Source organism: Zobellella sp. An-6 (assembly GCF_052487945.1).
On sequence record NZ_CP199259.1, the window covers coordinates 317872 to 335233 of the forward strand.

Below are 17362 nucleotides of genomic sequence, written 5' to 3' on the forward strand. Positions count from 1 at the left end.
TACGCCGGCGTTGTCTTTATCACACCAAAGGACGGCGCCGGTAGAGCAGCAGTCCCGGCATCGCCAGTCCGATGGCCAGCCCGGCCACGATGAACATCGCCTTGAGAAAGTTGGCCACCAGGCTGCCCCACAGCTCCGGGGTGTAGCCGTGCTGGCTGATCTCCACCAGGGCGATCATTGCCTTGTAGGCATAGACCCCCGGTATCATGGGGATCACCGCCGCCACCGTGAACACCTTGGGGTGGGCCAGGAAGCGGCGGGCCCAGTAGACCCCCAGCATGCCCACCAATGTGGCGGCGAGAAAGCTGGCCCATTCTATCGGCATGCCGGCCGCCAGCAGCAGGTAGCGGCTACCATGGCCCAAGGCACCGCCCTGGGCGCAGTATTTGAGTGCCCTGGACGGCACGTTGAACAGCAGGGCGAAGCCCAGCGCCGGTATCGTGGCGAACAGCATGTCGTTGGCCAGTCCTGTCAACAGTTCCATCACCACCCCCGTAGTCCAAGCAGGTTCATTGCCGAGATAATGCCGATGCTGGTGGCCAGAGTCAGCAGGGTGGCCATGGTCCAGCGCGCCAGGCCGGTGTTGATGTAGCCCTGGACCATGTCGGCGGCGGCATTGATCAGCGGAAAGCCCGGCACCAGCATCAGCACCGAGCAAGGGATGGCCAGGAAGGGTTGCTCGCCCCAGCGGTGCAGCAGCCCCTGGCTGGCAATCAGGGTGGTGATGAAGGCGGTCAGGGCAAAGTTGAGCAGGGGATTGAAGTGACGCAGGGCCAGCTCCTGGCGCACCCAGAGGCCGCTGGTCGAGGCCGCCAGGGTCAGGGCGAATACCGGCCAGTCGGCGCCGGCCAGGCGGGCAAAGGAAGCGCAGGAGAGTCCCACCATCAGGATCACCAGGGGGCGGGGATAGCGCAGCGGCTTGAGCCGGGCCAGACGGCGAGCCGCAGTCCGGCCGTCGAGCAACCCTTTCTCGGCCATGATGCAGAGCCGCTGCACCTCCGACACCATCTGCATGTTGATGCCCTTGTCGGGACAGCGTCGACAGGTGGTGAGGCAATGGCCCTGGAGCAGGGTGGTGACGATCAGTGCATCGTTGGCCAGGCTGACCTCGACCCCGTCCAGTCCCAGGGCCAGGCCGAGACGCCGGGTCAGGCTTTCGATCAGGGCGCTTTCGGCGCCGTGCTGCATCAGCAACTGGCCGGCCTGGATGACCTGCCGTGAAACCTGACGCTGCGCTGCGTCGGTTGCGGGAGCGAGCCTGTCCTGCATAACACCACCTCCTTAGAAATGATGTATTTTTACTCCGTTTTTAGCTTGGTGGTCTTGTCGTCTATCAATTTTTAGGTAATAAAACGAAAAAGCCTGTCCGGAGACAGGCTTCTGAAAGGAGATGGGCTTTATTCTATATCCAGGGGCTCGGGCGAGAGGATGATGCCGGTGGTATCGGCATAGAGGTGATCCTCGGGCAGAAAGGTGACTCCGCCGAAATTGACCGGGACGTCCTGCTCGCCGATGTCGCTGTCGTCGGCGCCCACCGGAATGGAGGCCAGCGCCTGAATGCCGATGTCCAGCTCTTCCAGGGCGTCGACTTCCCGCACGCAGCCATAGCAGACAATGCCTTCCCAGCCGTTTTCCGCCGCTATCTCGGCGATTTCGGCATCGATCAACGCCCGGCGCAGGGAGCCACCACCGTCGATCAGCAATACCCGGCCCACGCCGCTCGCCTTGACCGCTTCCATGATCAGGCCGTTGGCCTCGAAGCACTTGATGGTGGAAACGGTGCCGCCGAAGGAACTCCGGCCGCCGAAACTGGAAAACATGGGCTCGACCACGTCGACCATGTCCATGTAGGTATCGCACAATTCAGAAGTATTGTATTCCATGGAATCAGCCACATCTGGAAACAAGGTAACTTCAGTATAAAGAGGCGGGAGCGGTTTTCAATCACAATAATGTGACCGCTCCCGTTATTGGTGGGATCAGAGGATAAAACGGCTCAGGTCTTCGTCTTCGACCAGGTTTTTGAGGTAACGATCCACATAGTCTGCGTCTATGGTGATGGTTTCGCCGGGTTTGTCGGACGCCTCAAAGGACAGCTCGTCGAGCAGTCGCTCCATCACCGTATGCAGACGACGGGCGCCGATGTTCTCGGTAGTTTCATTGACCCGCCAGGCCGCTTCCGCCAGCCGGCGGATGCCTTCCTTGGTAAAGTCGACGGTGACGCTCTCGGTGGCCAGCAGTGCCTTGTACTGCTCGGTGAGCGAGGCGCTGGGCTCGGTGAGGATGCGTTCGAAGTCGTCGGTGGTCAGGGAATTCAGTTCCACCCGGATCGGCAGCCGGCCCTGCAGCTCGGGGATCAGATCCGAGGGTCTGGCCACCTGGAAAGCGCCGGAGGCGATGAACAGCATGTGATCGGTGCGCACCATGCCGTGCTTGGTGTTGACGGTGCAGCCCTCCACCAGCGGCAGCAGATCCCGCTGCACCCCTTCCCGGGACACGTCCGGACCCGAGCTTTCACCGCGCTTGCAGATCTTGTCGATCTCGTCGATGAACACGATGCCCTGGTTTTCCACCGCGGCGATGGCCTGCTCCTTCAGCTCTTCCGGGTTCAGCAGCTTGGCGGCTTCTTCCTCTACCAGCAGCTTGAGTGCATCCTTGATCTTCATCTTGCGTTGCTTGCTGGTGTTGCCGGACAGGTTCTGGAACATGCTCTGCAACTGGCTGGTCATCTCTTCCATGCCGGGCGGCGCCATGATCTCCACCCCCATCTGCGGGGTGGAGACGTTGATTTCAATCTCCTTGTCGTCGAGCCGACCTTCGCGCAGCTTCTTGCGGAAGATCTGCCGGCTGTTGCTGTTGTCGGCCTTTTCTTCTTCGCCCCAGGTATTGCGCGGGTTGGGCAGCAGGGCATCCAGCACCCGCTCTTCCGCCGCTTCTTCGGCCCGGTGACGGAACTTCTCCAGCTGCTGCTCGCGGGTCATCTTCATCGCGATGTCGGTGAGATCACGGATGATGGTGTCCACTTCCTTGCCGACATAGCCCACTTCGGTGAATTTGGTCGCCTCTACCTTGATGAAGGGCGCATTGGCCAGCTTGGCCAGGCGGCGGGCGATTTCGGTCTTGCCCACCCCGGTCGGACCTATCATCAGGATGTTCTTGGGGGTGACCTCCACGCGCAGCTCCGGGGGGAGCTGCATGCGGCGCCAGCGGTTGCGCAGGGCGATGGCCACGGCGCGCTTGGCCTCGGACTGGCCGACGATATGGCGGTCCAGTTCGTGGACGATTTCTCTCGGGGTCATTTCGGACATAATCTATTCCTGTAGTACGGGCACGGGGGCCGGCCGGCCCGGGCCAAAATCAGTGGCTGTAGTCGAGCTCTTCAATGGTCTGGTTGCTGTTGGTATAGACGCAGATGTCGCCGGCGATGGTCAGTGCCTTTTCGACGATGTCGCGGGCTTCCAGCTCGGTATTTTCCAGCAGGGCTCGGGCGGCGGATTGGGCGAAGGCGCCGCCGGAGCCGATGGCGATCAGATCCTGCTCGGGCTGCACCACGTCGCCGTTGCCGGTGATGATGAAGGAATGTTTGTCGTCGGCCACCGCCAGCAGCGCTTCGAGCCGGCGCAAGGTGCGGTCGGTACGCCAGTCCTTGGCCAGGGCCACAGCGGCGCGCTCCAGATTGCCCTGATGGGCCTGCAGCTTGGCCTCGAAACGTTCCAGCAGGGTGAAGGCGTCGGCGGTGCCGCCGGCGAAGCCGGCCAGTACCTTGCCATTGAACAGGCGGTGTACCTTGCGGGCGTTGCCTTTCATCACCGTATTGCCGAGGGAAACCTGGCCATCGCCCCCGATGACCACCTTGCCGTTACGGCGAACTGAAACGATTGTTGTCACTGTGAACCTCACTTGACGGTATGGCCAGCCGGACTGGCGGAAATGTCATGCTCACAGTAATGGGGGCGGCAGGGAGAGAGTTCAACCCTCCCAGTTCCAGATAGCGCAATGATTGACGTTGGTCCGCAGCAGCTTGTGCTTGTCCTGTTCGGCCTGGCGTTTGCGCTCGTAAGGGCCGAGGATGACCCGGTACCACACCCCGTTGCTGCCTTCGGAACGACGCACCTGGGCCACCATGCCCTGAAAGGCGATGCGGGCCTTGAGCTGCTCGGCCTGGGCGGCGGAACGGAAGGATCCGCACTGCATCAGGTAGCGTTGGCTGGACTCCTCCACCTGGGGTACGTCCACGACCACTTCCTTGTTTTCCAGCTGCTCGATATAGCGCCATTTTTCTACCGGACGCTGGTCGATGGGATTGACCGGTGCCGGCGGCGGGCTTTGGGTGCTCTGGGCGGCCTTGGTGGCCGTGCGGGCATCGGCCGAGCCCTTGACCAGGTAGATCAGGTAGCCCAGGCTGGCGGCGAGCAATACCACCAGAGTCAAGGCCAGCCAGGGGATCCGCCGCTCCGGCGCACGACCGCGCCCGCCGGAGCGGGGACTGCGGCTGTTTCTCTTGGGTTTGCTGCGCCGGACGTAGTCCCTGGGCATGGGTTACATGCGCTCCATGGTGTCGATGCCGAGCAGCGACAGACCCTGCTGCAGGACCTTGGCGGTAGCGGCACAGAGGCGCAGCCGGCTGGCGCGCTCTGCGGCGGACACTCCCTCTTTGTTGACGGGGCAGGCCTCGTAGAAGCTCATGAAGGCACCGGCCAGCTCGAAAAGGTAGAGACACAGCAGGTGCGGCATGCCCTTGTCAGCCACCGACCTGACGGTGTCGTTGAACTGCACCAGTTTCTGGGCCAGGGCCTCTTCCGCCGGGGCCTGGATAAGAATGGCGCCGTCCAACTGGCTCGGGGTGATCCCGGCCTTGCGGAAGATGGACTGCACCCGGGTGTAGGCATACTGCAGGTAGGGGGCGGTGTTGCCTTCGAAGGACAGCATGTTGTCCCAGTCGAAGATGTAGTCGGTGGTACGGCTCTTGGAGAGATCGGCGTATTTCACCGCCCCCATCGCGACCCGGCTGACCACCTGGGTCTTTTCCTCGGCGCTGAGTTCGGTCTGCTTCTGCTCCAGCAGGGCTGCGGCGCGCTCCTCCGCCTCCTCGAGCAACTCCACCAGCTTGATGGTGCCGCCGGAGCGGGTTTTGAAGGGGCGGCCGTCCTTGCCCAGCATCATGCCGAAGGCGTGATGCTCCAGGCTGACCGACTCCGGCACATAGCCGGCCTTGCGCACTATGCTCCAGGCCTGCATCAGGTGCTGGTGTTGGCGGGAGTCGATGAAATAGAGCACCCGATCGGCGCCCAGCCGCTCGTAGCGGTACTTGGCGCAGGCGATGTCGGTAGTGGTGTAGAGATAGCCGCCATCCTTCTTGCGGATGATGACCCCCATGGGATCGCCGTCCTTGTTCTTATACTCGTCCAGGTAGACGACGATGGCGCCGTCGTCTTCCACCGCCAGGCCCTGCTGCTGCAGATCGGCCACGATGTCCGCCAGCATGGGGTTGTACATGCTCTCGCCCATCACGTCCGCCGGGCTCAGCGATACCTTGAGCCGGTCGTAGACCTGCTGGTTGTGCTGCAGGGTGATGTCCACCAGCTTTTGCCACATGTTCAGGCAGTAGTCATCGCCACCCTGCAGCCGTACCACGTAGCTGCGGGCGCGCTCGGCAAAGTCTGCATCTGCGTCGTACTGCTGTTTGGACTCCCGGTAGAACTGCTCCAGGTCGGACAGGCCGGAGGACAGCACTTCGGGGTTTTGTTTTTCCAGCTCTTCCAGGTGGGCTATCAGCATGCCGAACTGGGTACCCCAGTCGCCGATATGGTTGGCGCGGATCACCTTGTGACCGAGGAATTCCAGGGTGCGCACCACGGCGTCGCCGATGATGGTGGAGCGCAGGTGGCCCACGTGCATCTCCTTGGCCACGTTGGGGGCGGAGTAGTCCACCACCACCGTCTGGCACTGTTCGGCCAAGGGCACGTTGGCACGAGCGTCGGCCACCATGGCGTCCACCTGCCGGGCCAGCCAGCCGCTGTCGAGGAAGAAGTTGATGAAGCCGGGGCCGGCCAGTTCGGTTTTGGCCACCAGTTCGGAGGCGGGCAGGTGGTCCACCAGCAGCTGGGCCAGGGCGCGAGGATTCTGCCCGGCAGGCTTGGCCAGCAGCAGGGCCAGGTTAGTGGCGAGGTCTCCGTGGGCCTTGTCTTTGGTTCGGTCTACCTGGATGCGGGGTTCCAGCTCGGCGGGCAGCTTGCCCTGCTGTTTCAGGATTGAGACCGTCTGCTCAAGCAGCGCTTGAATATGTTCTTTCATTATCAGTTCACCAAAATTAAGACAAGGTCGGAAGAAACCTGGGGGGAGAAATTCTACTCATAACGGTCACAGAAAACTACCGTCCAGGGCGTGGGATGAGGCTCCCTGAAAGCGGGAGCGGTAAAAAAGGGTCTTTATGGCTACTTGTTGATAGTTGCTCCGAGTGATTGTTCGTTGGCAACAACGGGACCACCCACGGCCTGTCGGCGTACGGTGACCGCCCCGAGGTGGCAGGAGCAGGCATTCAAGGTTTAAAGGTGGGGGAGAATGTATGAAACTGGCGTTATTACCGCTGACCCTCCACCTTATGCCCGGCGGCAAGTTGCCCTTGCGCATCTTCGAGTCCAGGTACATAAGGATGGTCAGCGAAGCGAGCCGCAGTGGTGCCGGCTTCGGCATCGGCATGCTCGATGAGCTGGACGAAGATGGCAGCAGCGACCTCTTTATGCTGGGTACCCGGGTGCAGATCGTCGATTTCTATACCCTGGCGGATGGCCTGCTGGGCATTACCGCCGAGGCGACGGAGCGGTTCTGCATCCGCAACCTGGAACGGGAGTCGGATGGACTGCTGCGGGCCGAGGTCGACTTGCTCGACAACTGGCAGTCCTGCGCCCTGTCGCCCTTCGAGTTGGTGTTGTCCGACAAGTTGCAGGAAGTCTTCGCCGAATACCCCGAACTGGCCGATCTGCATCCGGCGCCCCGCTGGCGGGATGCGGCCTGGGTGACCCAGCGCTGGCTGGAGGTGCTGCCGCTCAAAGGCCAGTTGGCGCAGTTGCTGATGGCGGAAGACAGCTGCCGCCGGGCCCTGGCCTTTTTAATGTCGATGCTCAAGCCCGAGCCCAAGCCGGGCCGTCGGCACTGAGCGCTACCACAACTCCACCGGATCGATATCCAGCGACCAGCGCACCTTGCGGGCCGAGGTCAGGGTATCGATCAAGGCCAATGCCTGCCGGCAGGCGCCGGCCAGCTCGCGTCGGCCGACGGCCTGCAACAGCATCTGGTAGCGGTACTGGCCGGCCTTTCGTTCCATCTGCGCACTCATGGGCCCCAGACAGAGCACCTCCGGCGGCAGGCCGGGGGCCAGCTGTCCGGCCAGTTGCTGCAGGAACTCCTGGCAATACTGGGCGCGGGTGGCCTGCACCCGGAACAGGGCCTGGAAACTGAAGGGTGGCAAGGCTGCGGCCTGGCGTTCCCGCAGGGCGCCGTGGGCAAAATGGCGATAGCCCTGGTTGGCCAGGTCCTGCAGCAGGGCATGTTCAGGGTGGTGGCTTTGCAGCACTACCCGGCCCGGCTTGCTGGCCCGTCCGGCCCGGCCCGCCACCTGGATATAGAGCTGGGCGAAGCGCTCGGTGGCACGGAAGTCGCTGGCGAACAGGGCACCGTCCACGTCCAGCATGGCCACCAGGGTAACATCGGGAAAATGATGTCCTTTGGCCAGCATCTGGGTGCCGATCAGGATCTGGTACTTGCCGGCGCGGATGCCGTCCAGGTGCTGCTGGAAACTGCCCTTGCGGCGGGTGTTGTCCCGGTCGATACGGATGCTGGTGTACTGGGGAAAAAGCCCGGCCAGGGCCTGTTCCACCTGCTCGGTGCCCAGCCCGGTGCCCATCAACTGCTGGCTGCCGCACTGGGGGCAGCGGGGGGGCAGCGGGCGCTGGTGATCGCAGTGGTGGCAGTGCAGACGGGCCTGCTGCCGGTGCCAGGTGTAGTGGGCGTCGCAGCGCTCGCAGTCGGCCAGCCAGCCGCAGTCGTGGCAGAGCAGTGCCGGGGCATAACCGCGGCGGTTGAGGAACAGCATCACCTGGTTGCCCTGGGCCAGTTCCTGCTCCATCAATTGCAGCAGCTGGGGAGAGAGGCCGGCCTGCAGCTGTACGTGCTTGCTGTCCAGCAGCAGGTGTCGGGCGACGGTGGCGGTGCCGGGACGTTGGCTCAGGGTCAGATGGCGGTACTTGCCGGTGGCAGCGTTATGCAGGCTTTCGAAGCTGGGGGTGGCCGAGCCGAGCAGGATGGGGATGTCCAGCTGGCGGGCGCGCAGCAGGGCCAGGTCCCTGGCATGATAGCGAAAGCCATCCTGCTGCTTGAACGAGGTGTCGTGCTCTTCGTCGATGATGATGAGGCCCAGTTGCCGGAAGGGGGTGAGCAGCGCCGATCGGGTCCCTATCAGGATGGCGGTGCCGCCGTCCCGGCAGGACAGCCAGGTATCCAGCCGCTCCCGTTCGCTCATGCCCGAATGCAGGGTGCTGACCGGCACCCGGAACCGGTGCTGAAAACGCGCTATGGTCTGGGGGGTCAGGCCGATCTCCGGCACCAGCACCAGCACCTGCCGGCCGGCTGCGAGCACCGGCTCCATCGCCTGCAGGTAGACCTCGGTCTTGCCGGAGCCGGTGATCCCTTCCAACAGAAAAGGTGCGAACCCCTCGGCCTGGTGCAGCAGGCCGACCGCCAGGGCCTGCTCACGGTTCAGTTGGGGCTTGTCGTCCTGGTTGATGGCCAGAGCAGGCCGCCAGTCGTCCCGTGCCGGCAATTCTTCCCGCTTTTCTATCACTCCCTTCCTGGTCAGGGCCTGGAGGATGGCGCTGCCGATGCCCCTGGCGTCCAGCTCGCCGCTGGTCAAGGGGCCCTGGCGCAGCAGGGCCAGCGCCTGCCGCTGTTTTACCGCCTGGGCGGAAACCCGGGCGTCCGGCTCGAGCAGGTGCCAGTAGTCCATGTGGCGGTAGCCGGCCGCCTCCCCCTTGCGCAGCAGGGTGGGCAGGGCCTGGAAGTAGACCTCGCCGGGTGCATGCAGGTAATACTGGGTTGCCCAGGCCAGCAGCCGGAGCTCGGCGCCGGCCAGCACCGGTTCCTCATCCAGTACCGACACCAGGGCCTTGAGCTTGTCGGGGGGCACCTCCGACTTGGAAGGGTGATCGAGTACCAGGGCCACCATGGTTCGATTGCCGAACGGAACCCTTACCCGACAACCCCTGGCCGGCAGGGGGAGGGGGCAGAGGTAGTCGAATTCCCGCCGCAGCGGAACGGGCAGGACAACCCTGAGCAAGCCGTGCTGGGCCGGTGTCGCCATTGGTGATTTTTCCCCCTGTTACCCTTGCCTGTAAAAAGGCGATCCTATATTATTCGCACCCTTCACAAAACGTGTATCACTCGTGTGGTGTCTGGCTCAGGATCAGATAGCGACACGGCCTACAGACAGAGGTTGTCCATGAAACAAGGTATCCACCCGGAATACAAAGAAATTGTTGCCAAATGTTCTTGCGGTAACGAGATCAAGACCCGCTCCACCCTGGGCCATGATCTGAACCTGGACGTTTGCTCCGCCTGCCACCCCTTCTACACCGGCAAGCAGAAGATCGTTGACACCGGCGGCCGTGTTGATCGCTTCAACAAGCGCTTCGGCGCCCTGTCCAGCAAGAAGTAAGCACTTCCTGCTCAAAAAAGGCGCCCCGGGCGCCTTTTTTTGTACCTCCTGGCTTGCGCCGGAGCCCTCTTCTTTCCATGGTTACTCCTGATACCCGGGAGGAAGCGCCATGTCCCGCTGGAAATACATCCTTGTCCTGCTGTATTGGCCGCTCGTGGTCGTGGCCGGCTGCCCGCGACTGCAGCCGGAGGAAATGGTGTCCGTTCGCTATGTTATAGATGGTGACACTGTAATATTGCATGACGGCAGGGTCATTCGCTTTATTGGCGTAGACACTCCAGAATTAAACAAACGCAACAACGGTTTGCCGGAATTCGGCGCCGAGGCGGCGCGGGACTGGCTTGTAAATAAAATTATAAAACGGAGTCATTTGAAACTGGTTTTTGGGGTCAAAAGACGTGATGATTATGGCCGTTGGCTGGTCCATCCGCTCACGTCCGAGGGCGACCTACTGGTCACGCAGATGCTGAACCAGGGGCTGGGCCGGCTGATGCTGTTTCCGCCCAATCACGACTACTGGCCCTGCTGGCTGGAGGCGGAGCGGCAGGCTCGACACGACCGCCGGGGTATCTGGTCGATACCGCTTGCCGCGACGCCCGTCACGGCCGGCTGGCAGCAGCTTTCAGGCCTTGTGGTCCGGGGCATTTCGGGACGAGGAAGGTTGGAACTCGTGCTGGAGGGCGGGCTCAGGGTCAGGGCTGGCAAGCGGCTGCCGTCCGAAGCCCGCCGTCGATTGGCGGCGCTCGGGCCAGGGGACCGCTTGTTCGTCCGGGGATGGGTCAGGCCCGCCGGGAATGGTTGGCAGCTGTGGCTAAATCATTCCTGGCAGTTTTACCAGGAACAAGTTAGTGATTGTGCTGGGCAGTGTTGAATAAGTTGACTACTATCACATTGTATAAACATTGTGGTAAACTTGTTCACACTTTTAAAGCACAAATGTCAACAATCGCATCAGGGTAATCGCAGAATGACCGACTTTCGTCAAAAAGCGCTCGACTATCATGCCTTCCCCAAGCCGGGCAAGATCTCCGTCGAAATCAGTAAACCGGCAGAAACCGCCAAGGATCTCGCCCTCGCCTACAGCCCGGGTGTGGCCGAGCCGGTGCGCGAAATCGCCGCCGATCCCGAGAACGCTTACAAGTACACTGCCAAGGGCAACCTGGTGGCGGTGATCAGTAACGGTACCGCCATCCTCGGCCTGGGCAACCTGGGCCCGCTGGCCTCCAAGCCGGTGATGGAAGGCAAGGCCCTGCTGTTCAAGCGGTTCGCCGGCCTCGACTCCATCGACATTGAAGTCAAGCACCGCACCACCGAAGAGTTCATCCAGACAGTGGCGGCCATCGCCGATACCTTCGGCGGCATCAACCTGGAAGACATCAAGGCGCCCGAGTGCTTCGAGATCGAAAAGGCGCTGATCGAGCGCTGCAACGTGCCCGTGTTCCACGATGATCAGCACGGGACCGCCATCGTCACCGCCGCCGGTATGCTCAACGCCCTCGAGATCCAGGGCAAAGACATCCACGACGTGCGCATCGTCTGCATGGGCGCCGGTGCCGCCGCCGTGGCCTGTATGGAGTTGCTGATCAAGTGCGGCGCCCAGCGCGAGAACATCTACATGCTGGACCGCAAGGGTGTGATCCACACCCGCCGCGATGACCTGAATGAGTACAAGGAGTTGTTCGCCAACAACACCGACAAGCGTACCCTGGAAGACGTGATCACCGACGCCGACGTATTTGTGGGCGTGTCCGGTCCGGACGTGCTGCCGGCGGAAGCGGTGGCCATGATGGCGGAAAAGCCGGTGATCTTCGCCTGCTCCAACCCGGATCCGGAAATCAAGCCCGAGCTGGCTCATTCCGTGCGCCAGGATCTGGTGATGGGGACCGGCCGTTCCGACTATCCCAACCAGGTCAACAACGTGCTGTGCTTCCCCTTCATCTTCCGCGGTGCCCTGGACGTGCGTGCGTCCCGCATCAACGACGAGATGAAAGTGGCGGCGGTGGAAGCCATCCGCAGTCTGGCCAAAGAGCCGGTGCCCCAGGAAGTGCTGGCCGCCGCCGGCGTGGAAGCCCTGGAATTCGGCAAGGACTACGTGATCCCGAAGCCGATGGATCCGCGCCTGCTGCCGCGCGTGGCCCGCGCCGTGGCCGTGGCTGCGGTCGAGTCCGGCGTGGCCGGCATCGAGCTGCCTGCCAACTATATGCTGGACTGAGCACTGGTCCGGTAACAGAAAAAGGGGAGCTTCGGCTCCCCTTTTTGCTTGATGACAAAGTCGTCTGTTTCACTGATATGAGCCGGCCAAAGGGCCAACTCCGCCTACATGCCGCAAGTACGTCCATGTAGGCTCGCACATGCCGAATGTCGCGGAAACCGTCGGTATCGCCGCGCTGCGACTTGTCACTGGCAACTCGGTCGCGGCGATACCTCCGGTGCAAGGCGCTCCGCGCCCCCTGGCGGGTGACGGTCGGCGGAGCAGTTCCCTTTGTCCGCCTGTTTTGGCATAACCGTTGCTTGCGTAAGCCAGCCTGAAGGTTTGTCAGCAATCTGAAAGGGACTTCGGCTCCCCTTCTGCATTACGGCTTGCGGGTCAGGTAAACCCCCGCTTCCATATGGTGGGTGTAGGGGAACTGGTCGAACAGGGCGAAGCGGCTGATCCTGTGCGTGTCGGCCAGGGTATCCAGGTTCTGCCGCAGGGTCTCCGGGTTGCAGGAAATATAGACGATATTGTCGTATTCCTGCACCAGGCGTACGGTATCCTCGTCCAGGCCGGCCCGGGGCGGGTCCACCAGTATGGTGTTGCAGTGGTACCCTTGCAGGTCGATGCCCTGCAGGCGGCGGAACTCGCGCACACCGCGCATGGCCTGGGTGAATTCTTCCGCCGACATCCGCAGTATGGTGACGTTGTCGATGCCGTTGGCGGCGATGTTGTATTGGGCCGATTTGACCGAGGAGCTGGAGATCTCGGTGGCCAGCACCCGGCGGAAGTTGGCCGCCAGGGCCAGGGAGAAGTTGCCGTTGCCGCAGTAGAGCTCGAGCAGATCACCCGCGGCACCCCGGGTGACATCCAGGGCCCAGGCCAGCATCTGCTCGTTCATCCGGCCGTTGGGCTGGGTGAAGCTGTTTTCCACCTGCTGGTAGACCAGCTCCCGGCCCGCCACCTGCAGTTTCTCGACCACATAGTCGCGCTCCACCACCCACTTCTGCTTCTTGGCCCGGCCGATGATGTCGGCCTCGAGACCCAGTTCACGCAACTGCGTGCGCAAGTCCCGCGCCGCCTGGTGCCAGCCTTCATCCAGCTGGCGGTGGTAGAGCAGGCTGATCACCAGCTCACCGCTGAGCGACGACAGAAAGTCCACCTGGAACAGCTTGCGGCGCAGTACCGGAGAGGGGCGCAGGGCTTCCAGCAACAGTGGCATGGCCCTGTTGATCAGCAGCGAGGCGGCGGGGAACTGTTCGACCCGGTATTTCTGCCTGCTGGCCTGATCGAACATGATGTAGTAGAGATCGTCCCCCTGATGCCACACCCGAAACTCGGCCCGCATCCGGTAATGCTCCGGGGCGGAGGCGAACACCTCCAGCGCCGGCGGGGCAAAGCCGGCAAACTCCTGCCGCAGGCGCTCGGCCTTTTCGTCCAGCTGGCGGGGGTAATGGGTGGTATCGAGGTGGGTCATGAGCGGGCTCCTGTGCAGCGAGCCGCCGATTCTAAGGACTCTGGCTCATTTGTCCAGTTTGTGGCCGATGGAAGCGCGGGCGGGCGCTCCGTTGTAGCCATCCAGCATTCTTTATGGCTGTTTTTGATATACAGCCGGGGGGGCTTTCCCTATAATGCCCACCGCTTTGGTGCCGAACAGGCGTAAACGGGAATCCGGTGTAAATCCGGAGCTGGCGCGCAGCGGTAATAAGGAACGAAAGCGACGAGGGGGAACGCCCCGAGCACTGCCCGGCATGGGCGGGAAGCTGTCGTCTAGGTGGATGCCATGCATCTGTGCCTTTAAGCCCGAATACCTGCCAAGGCGGCTGTCCAGGAAGGGCCTGGCAGCCGATGCTACGCGTTCTAGGGAAGCACAAGATGTCTAAACAATGGCTGGCAGCCGCCTTGCTGCCGTGGGCGGCCTTCGCCCAGAATTCCTCCGATACCACCGATATCACCATCTACAACAGGGTCAAACAGCCCGCCACCTCGGTGCTGGCCCCCGTCGAAGTCATTACCAAGGCCGAGATCGAGCGGCGACAGCCCCGCTCCCTGGTCGATCTGCTGGAAACCCTGCCGGGCATGCAGTTTGGCACTCAGACCGGGGGGATCGGCCAACAGTCCAGTTTGTTTTTACGTGGCACCAACTCGGATCATGTGCTGGTATTGCTCAACGGTCGCCCTATGGCACAGATGGTCACCAGTAACGTAGATTTCAGCCAGTTGCCGGTCTCCAATGTGGAGCGCATTGAGTATATCCGCGGTCCCCGTGCCGCCATCTATGGCTCCAAGGCCCTCGGTGGCGTGGTCAATATCATCACTACATCTGAAGTGAACACTACTCAGGTTGGTGCCACCACCGGCAGCAACGATTACTATGCCGCCGATCTGTCCATCAACCAGTGGGTGACCGATGCGACCCGGCTGCAACTGGCCACCGGCTACCGGGAAACCCGCGGTTATGATGTGCAGCCGGGTAATACACAGACAGACCGGGATGGCTTCGACAGCAAAAACCTGACACTGGGGATAGAGCAGCGGCTCAGCCAGGCCTGGAGCTGGGATGCTAACTTGAATGCTTGGGAGAACAACCTTGAGTATGATTATTTCGAGCCGGTATGGTTTTCTCCCGGTACTGACACCAACAATACAGAGGTTTATCAGATTGATACGGGATTGCGCTATCAGGATGAGCAACTGGTTGGCCAACTGAATGCCAGCTATGGTGAATACGAAGCGGAAGACTGGAATAAAAGGTCTGGTCGCCAGACTGCTTCCAATACCAGCACTGTCACTACCCGTCTCGATGGCTTGACCCAGTACCACTACTCCGAACAGGGCTATGTACAGATGGGAATGGACTGGCAGCGGGATCGGCTGTTGGCTAAGTCAACAGGTATATCTGCACCAGACAGAGACAACACCGGTGTGTACGCCTCAGTGTTCCATACTTGGTCACCACTGTCTTTCGAGTTTGCTGCGCGTATCGATGATAACGAGCAGTTTGGCACACAGGATACTTGGCAAAGTGCCCTTTCTCTGGCGTTGCCACAACAGCATAAAGTTACCTTGAGCTACGGTACCGCTTTCAAAGCGCCGGCTTTTAACCATCTTTATGGTTTTGGTGGCAATGCCATGTTGAAGCCAGAAGAATCCGAAAACTGGGAGCTGGGCCTGGCCGGGGATTACTCACTGCTGGATTGGCAACTGAACCTGTACCGCAACAAAGTGGATAACCTGATTGTCTTCGAAGGTGGTTTTATTAACTCAGCGAGGAATACTGATGCCCTGATTAAAGGTATCGAGTTCTTGACCAAAGTTAATACAGGTCCTTTGGGCCATACTCTGAGTTACGACTATACAGATGCGGTAAATGAAAATAACGAAGGCCGGCAATTGGCGCGACGGGCGAAGCACAAGGTGAGTTGGACCAGTGACATTGATGTAGCTAATGTAAACCTGTTTGCTCAGGTATTGTATGTTGGTAAGCGTAATGACAGTGACTTTTCTGATGTGGTCATGCCTTCCTACACCATCTGGAATATCGGAGCTCGCTATCCGCTGACCGAACAGCTGACCCTGAACGGCAAGATCAACAACCTGTTCGACAAGGACTACCAGGTGGTCTCCGGCTACGACGCCCCCGGCATGGAGTTCTATGTCGGCGCCGACTACCGCTTCTGACCCTCAAGCCGGCCTCTGCGCCGGCTTTTTCATCCCCGCTTTTGGCGTTATCATGGCGGCCTTGCATAGCGAGGGCAGTCAGTGGCATCCATTCTTCTCTTCGACTCCGGCATGGGCGGCCTGTCCGTCTACCGCGAGGTACGGCGGGCCTTGCCCCGTCATCGCTACCTGTACCTGTTCGACAATGCCTGCTTTCCCTACGGTGAGCTGAGCGAACAGCGACTGGTCAGCCGGGTAGTAGAGCTGTTCGACGCCTTCGTGAGCCGCCATCATGTCGATATCGTGGTCATCGCCTGCAACACCGCCAGCACCTATGTGTTGCCGGCGTTGCGTCAGCGATTGCAGATCCCCGTGGTAGGGGTGGTGCCCGCCATCAAACCGGCTGCCGAGCACAGTCGTGCCCACGGGCGTGGCCGGGTCGGCTTGCTGGCCACTCCCGGTACCGTTTCCCGGCAATATACCGCCGACCTTATCCGCAACTTCGCCGCCGGGCTCGATGTTTCCGCTATCGGCACCACCGAACTGGTCAAAATGGCCGAAGACAAGCTCTCCGGTCAGGTGGTTGACCGGCAACGGCTGGGACAGGTATTGGCGCCCTGGCTGGGCGAGTGGCAGCCGGATACGGTGGTGCTGGGCTGTACCCACTTTCCGCTGCTGGCCGAAGAGTTGCGCCTCTGGCTGCCCGATGCCAAGCTGATCGACTCGGGAGAGGCTATCGCCCGTCGGGTGGCCAGCCTGCTGTCACCAGAAGCCCCCCCCGGGCAGGAAGAGAGTGCCAAGCTGTTTTGCACCGAATGGACAACCCAGGCCCGGCTGCAGGCCCCGGCTTTTGCCAGGGAAGGGTTTGGTGAACTGCAATGCTTCCTTCCCTAGGGGGAGCAAACTCAGGACGGTGTCTGCTCGCCGTCTTCCTCGTCGTCCTTGCGTTCATTCGCCTCTCTGACTTTCAGGGTGCGTTGCTGAAACTCCGAATCATTCAGCGCCTGTTGGGCTGCCAGCGCCGCTTCTTTCGGCATTTCGACAAAGCCGAAACCACGCCGTTTGCCGGTGTGCTTGTCCTTCATCAGCCGTACCGACAGCACCTGGCCGTAGTTTTCGAACAAGGTCCTGACAGAGGCTTCATTGGCCCTGTAGGGCAGATTACCCACATAAAGGGTAATGGTCGGTATGACCTCCGGCGCCGGGGCTCGGACCAGCAAAGGAACTATCAGGCCGCCGAGCAGCAGGCCGAGCGAAAAAAGAAGGGAAGGGGAAAGATTCGATGCTGTCCAACTGACGGCCAGGTAGCCGAGCAGGGCCAGCACAAGAGCGAAAAGGGCAGACTGAACATAAATGGGATACTGGAATAGCTTCATCGGCAATCTAATCTCAAGCTGGATGAACGGATACGGCGTATCGAAAATCGGGGCAACGAAGTCTACGCCATTACTAAACAGCATAGTCTCAATTGGAGTTCAGCGGCCAACGGCGCCACAGAAAAGGAGGTAGAAATGTGCTCTCTCAAGATGAAGGTCGGTGTGGTCGAACAAAATAGCATCAGTTAGTGAGGCCCCGGCGTAGCCAGATGTGCATAACCCTGTGGTTAAGTTGTGTTTTTGCTGGGTTAATCAGCGATTGGTGGCGAAAGTGATGTTTTTCACAAAAAAGCCCTTGCGCAAAAACCGCGGCTGCCTATAATGCGCATCCACTGACACGGCGCAACGCGCCACGGTCAACAGGCAGCGGGAACTTCGGTGAAAACTGCTTGACGAATCAAACGGACGGCGTAGAATACGCAG

General features: G+C 61.1%; 16 protein-coding genes and 1 riboswitch. Of the genes, 6 read left to right on the forward strand and 10 right to left on the reverse strand.

Going from position 1 to position 17362, the window contains the following annotated elements:
• Positions 1-19: 19 nt before the first annotated feature.
• From ACT7DK_RS01460 to argS, 7 genes are all read right to left on the reverse strand, one after another.
• Entirely contained in the window at positions 20-487 is a 468-nt protein-coding gene (locus ACT7DK_RS01460) for a threonine/serine exporter family protein (RefSeq protein WP_445395618.1), read from the reverse strand.
• Positions 484-1269 (reverse strand): threonine/serine exporter family protein, encoded by a 786-nt coding sequence (locus ACT7DK_RS01465; protein ID WP_445395620.1) that lies wholly within the window; start codon positions 1267-1269, stop codon positions 484-486. The genes ACT7DK_RS01460 and ACT7DK_RS01465 overlap by 4 nt, the downstream gene beginning before the upstream one ends.
• Positions 1270-1397: 128 nt before the next feature.
• Positions 1398-1883, reverse strand: a complete 486-nt coding sequence (rraA, locus tag ACT7DK_RS01470; RefSeq protein ID WP_445395622.1) for a ribonuclease E activity regulator RraA — start codon at positions 1881-1883, stop codon at positions 1398-1400.
• Between the two features lie 96 nt (positions 1884-1979).
• Positions 1980-3308 (reverse strand): HslU--HslV peptidase ATPase subunit, encoded by a 1329-nt coding sequence (gene hslU / locus ACT7DK_RS01475; RefSeq protein WP_445395624.1) that lies wholly within the window; start codon positions 3306-3308, stop codon positions 1980-1982.
• Between the two features lie 49 nt (positions 3309-3357).
• Positions 3358-3888, reverse strand: a complete 531-nt coding sequence (hslV, locus tag ACT7DK_RS01480; RefSeq protein ID WP_445395626.1) for an ATP-dependent protease subunit HslV — start codon at positions 3886-3888, stop codon at positions 3358-3360.
• Between the two features lie 81 nt (positions 3889-3969).
• A complete protein-coding gene (locus ACT7DK_RS01485) occupies positions 3970-4536 on the reverse strand; it encodes an SPOR domain-containing protein (RefSeq protein ID WP_445395628.1) in 567 nt (188 codons plus the stop codon).
• 3 nt (positions 4537-4539) lie between these two features.
• Positions 4540-6294: an arginine--tRNA ligase gene (gene argS, locus ACT7DK_RS01490; RefSeq protein ID WP_445395630.1), complete on the reverse strand. Its 1755-nt coding sequence runs from the start codon at positions 6292-6294 to the stop codon at positions 4540-4542.
• A gap of 271 nt (positions 6295-6565) precedes the next feature.
• On the opposite strand from argS, the gene ACT7DK_RS01495 reads away from it, so the two are divergent.
• Positions 6566-7156 (forward strand): LON peptidase substrate-binding domain-containing protein, encoded by a 591-nt coding sequence (locus ACT7DK_RS01495; RefSeq protein ID WP_445395632.1) that lies wholly within the window; start codon positions 6566-6568, stop codon positions 7154-7156.
• 3 nt (positions 7157-7159) lie between these two features.
• Here the strand turns inward: ACT7DK_RS01495 and priA are convergent, their stop codons facing one another.
• On the reverse strand, positions 7160-9355 hold the full coding sequence (priA, locus tag ACT7DK_RS01500; protein ID WP_445395634.1) for a primosomal protein N': 2196 nt from the start codon (positions 9353-9355) through the stop codon (positions 7160-7162).
• A gap of 138 nt (positions 9356-9493) precedes the next feature.
• On the opposite strand from priA, the gene rpmE reads away from it, so the two are divergent.
• From rpmE to ACT7DK_RS01515, 3 genes are all read left to right on the forward strand, one after another.
• Positions 9494-9709 (forward strand): 50S ribosomal protein L31, encoded by a 216-nt coding sequence (gene rpmE / locus ACT7DK_RS01505; RefSeq protein WP_094038744.1) that lies wholly within the window; start codon positions 9494-9496, stop codon positions 9707-9709.
• Between the two features lie 109 nt (positions 9710-9818).
• Entirely contained in the window at positions 9819-10580 is a 762-nt protein-coding gene (locus ACT7DK_RS01510) for a thermonuclease family protein (RefSeq protein WP_445395637.1), read from the forward strand.
• Between the two features lie 96 nt (positions 10581-10676).
• Complete coding sequence (locus ACT7DK_RS01515; RefSeq protein ID WP_445395639.1) at positions 10677-11921, forward strand: malic enzyme-like NAD(P)-binding protein; 1245 nt, start codon at positions 10677-10679, stop codon at positions 11919-11921.
• A gap of 361 nt (positions 11922-12282) precedes the next feature.
• Here the strand turns inward: ACT7DK_RS01515 and trmA are convergent, their stop codons facing one another.
• Complete coding sequence (trmA, locus tag ACT7DK_RS01520) at positions 12283-13380, reverse strand: tRNA (uridine(54)-C5)-methyltransferase TrmA (protein WP_445395641.1); 1098 nt, start codon at positions 13378-13380, stop codon at positions 12283-12285.
• Positions 13381-13530: 150 nt separating this feature from the next.
• Positions 13531-13736, forward strand: a riboswitch (cobalamin riboswitch).
• Between the two features lie 42 nt (positions 13737-13778).
• Here trmA and ACT7DK_RS01525 point away from each other — a divergent pair.
• Together ACT7DK_RS01525 and murI are read left to right on the forward strand one after the other, a co-directional pair.
• Entirely contained in the window at positions 13779-15584 is a 1806-nt protein-coding gene (locus ACT7DK_RS01525; protein WP_445395643.1) for a TonB-dependent receptor domain-containing protein, read from the forward strand.
• An 81-nt stretch (positions 15585-15665) separates the two neighbouring features.
• Positions 15666-16457: a glutamate racemase gene (gene murI / locus ACT7DK_RS01530; protein ID WP_445395645.1), complete on the forward strand. Its 792-nt coding sequence runs from the start codon at positions 15666-15668 to the stop codon at positions 16455-16457.
• Positions 16458-16468: 11 nt separating this feature from the next.
• Here the strand turns inward: murI and ACT7DK_RS01535 are convergent, their stop codons facing one another.
• The gene (locus ACT7DK_RS01535; protein WP_445402249.1) at positions 16469-16939 is read right to left on the reverse strand and encodes an RNA recognition motif domain-containing protein; all 471 of its coding nucleotides are present in this window, start codon (positions 16937-16939) and stop codon (positions 16469-16471) included.
• Positions 16940-17362: the final 423 nt, after the last annotated feature.

Coding starts and splice junctions, on each gene's coding strand:
- ACT7DK_RS01465 (WP_445395620.1), bottom strand. CDS start 1,269: ATGCAGGACAGGCTCGCTCCCGCAACCGACGCAGCGCAGCGTCAGGTT.
- rraA (WP_445395622.1), bottom strand. CDS start 1,883: ATGGAATACAATACTTCTGAATTGTGCGATACCTACATGGACATGGTC.
- hslU (WP_445395624.1), bottom strand. CDS start 3,308: ATGTCCGAAATGACCCCGAGAGAAATCGTCCACGAACTGGACCGCCAT.
- ACT7DK_RS01485 (WP_445395628.1), bottom strand. CDS start 4,536: ATGCCCAGGGACTACGTCCGGCGCAGCAAACCCAAGAGAAACAGCCGC.
- argS (WP_445395630.1), bottom strand. CDS start 6,294: ATGAAAGAACATATTCAAGCGCTGCTTGAGCAGACGGTCTCAATCCTG.
- ACT7DK_RS01495 (WP_445395632.1), top strand. CDS start 6,566: ATGAAACTGGCGTTATTACCGCTGACCCTCCACCTTATGCCCGGCGGC.
- priA (WP_445395634.1), bottom strand. CDS start 9,355: ATGGCGACACCGGCCCAGCACGGCTTGCTCAGGGTTGTCCTGCCCGTT.
- rpmE (WP_094038744.1), top strand. CDS start 9,494: ATGAAACAAGGTATCCACCCGGAATACAAAGAAATTGTTGCCAAATGT.
- ACT7DK_RS01510 (WP_445395637.1), top strand. CDS start 9,819: ATGTCCCGCTGGAAATACATCCTTGTCCTGCTGTATTGGCCGCTCGTG.
- ACT7DK_RS01515 (WP_445395639.1), top strand. CDS start 10,677: ATGACCGACTTTCGTCAAAAAGCGCTCGACTATCATGCCTTCCCCAAG.
- trmA (WP_445395641.1), bottom strand. CDS start 13,380: ATGACCCACCTCGATACCACCCATTACCCCCGCCAGCTGGACGAAAAG.
- ACT7DK_RS01525 (WP_445395643.1), top strand. CDS start 13,779: ATGTCTAAACAATGGCTGGCAGCCGCCTTGCTGCCGTGGGCGGCCTTC.
- ACT7DK_RS01535 (WP_445402249.1), bottom strand. CDS start 16,939: ATGAAGCTATTCCAGTATCCCATTTATGTTCAGTCTGCCCTTTTCGCT.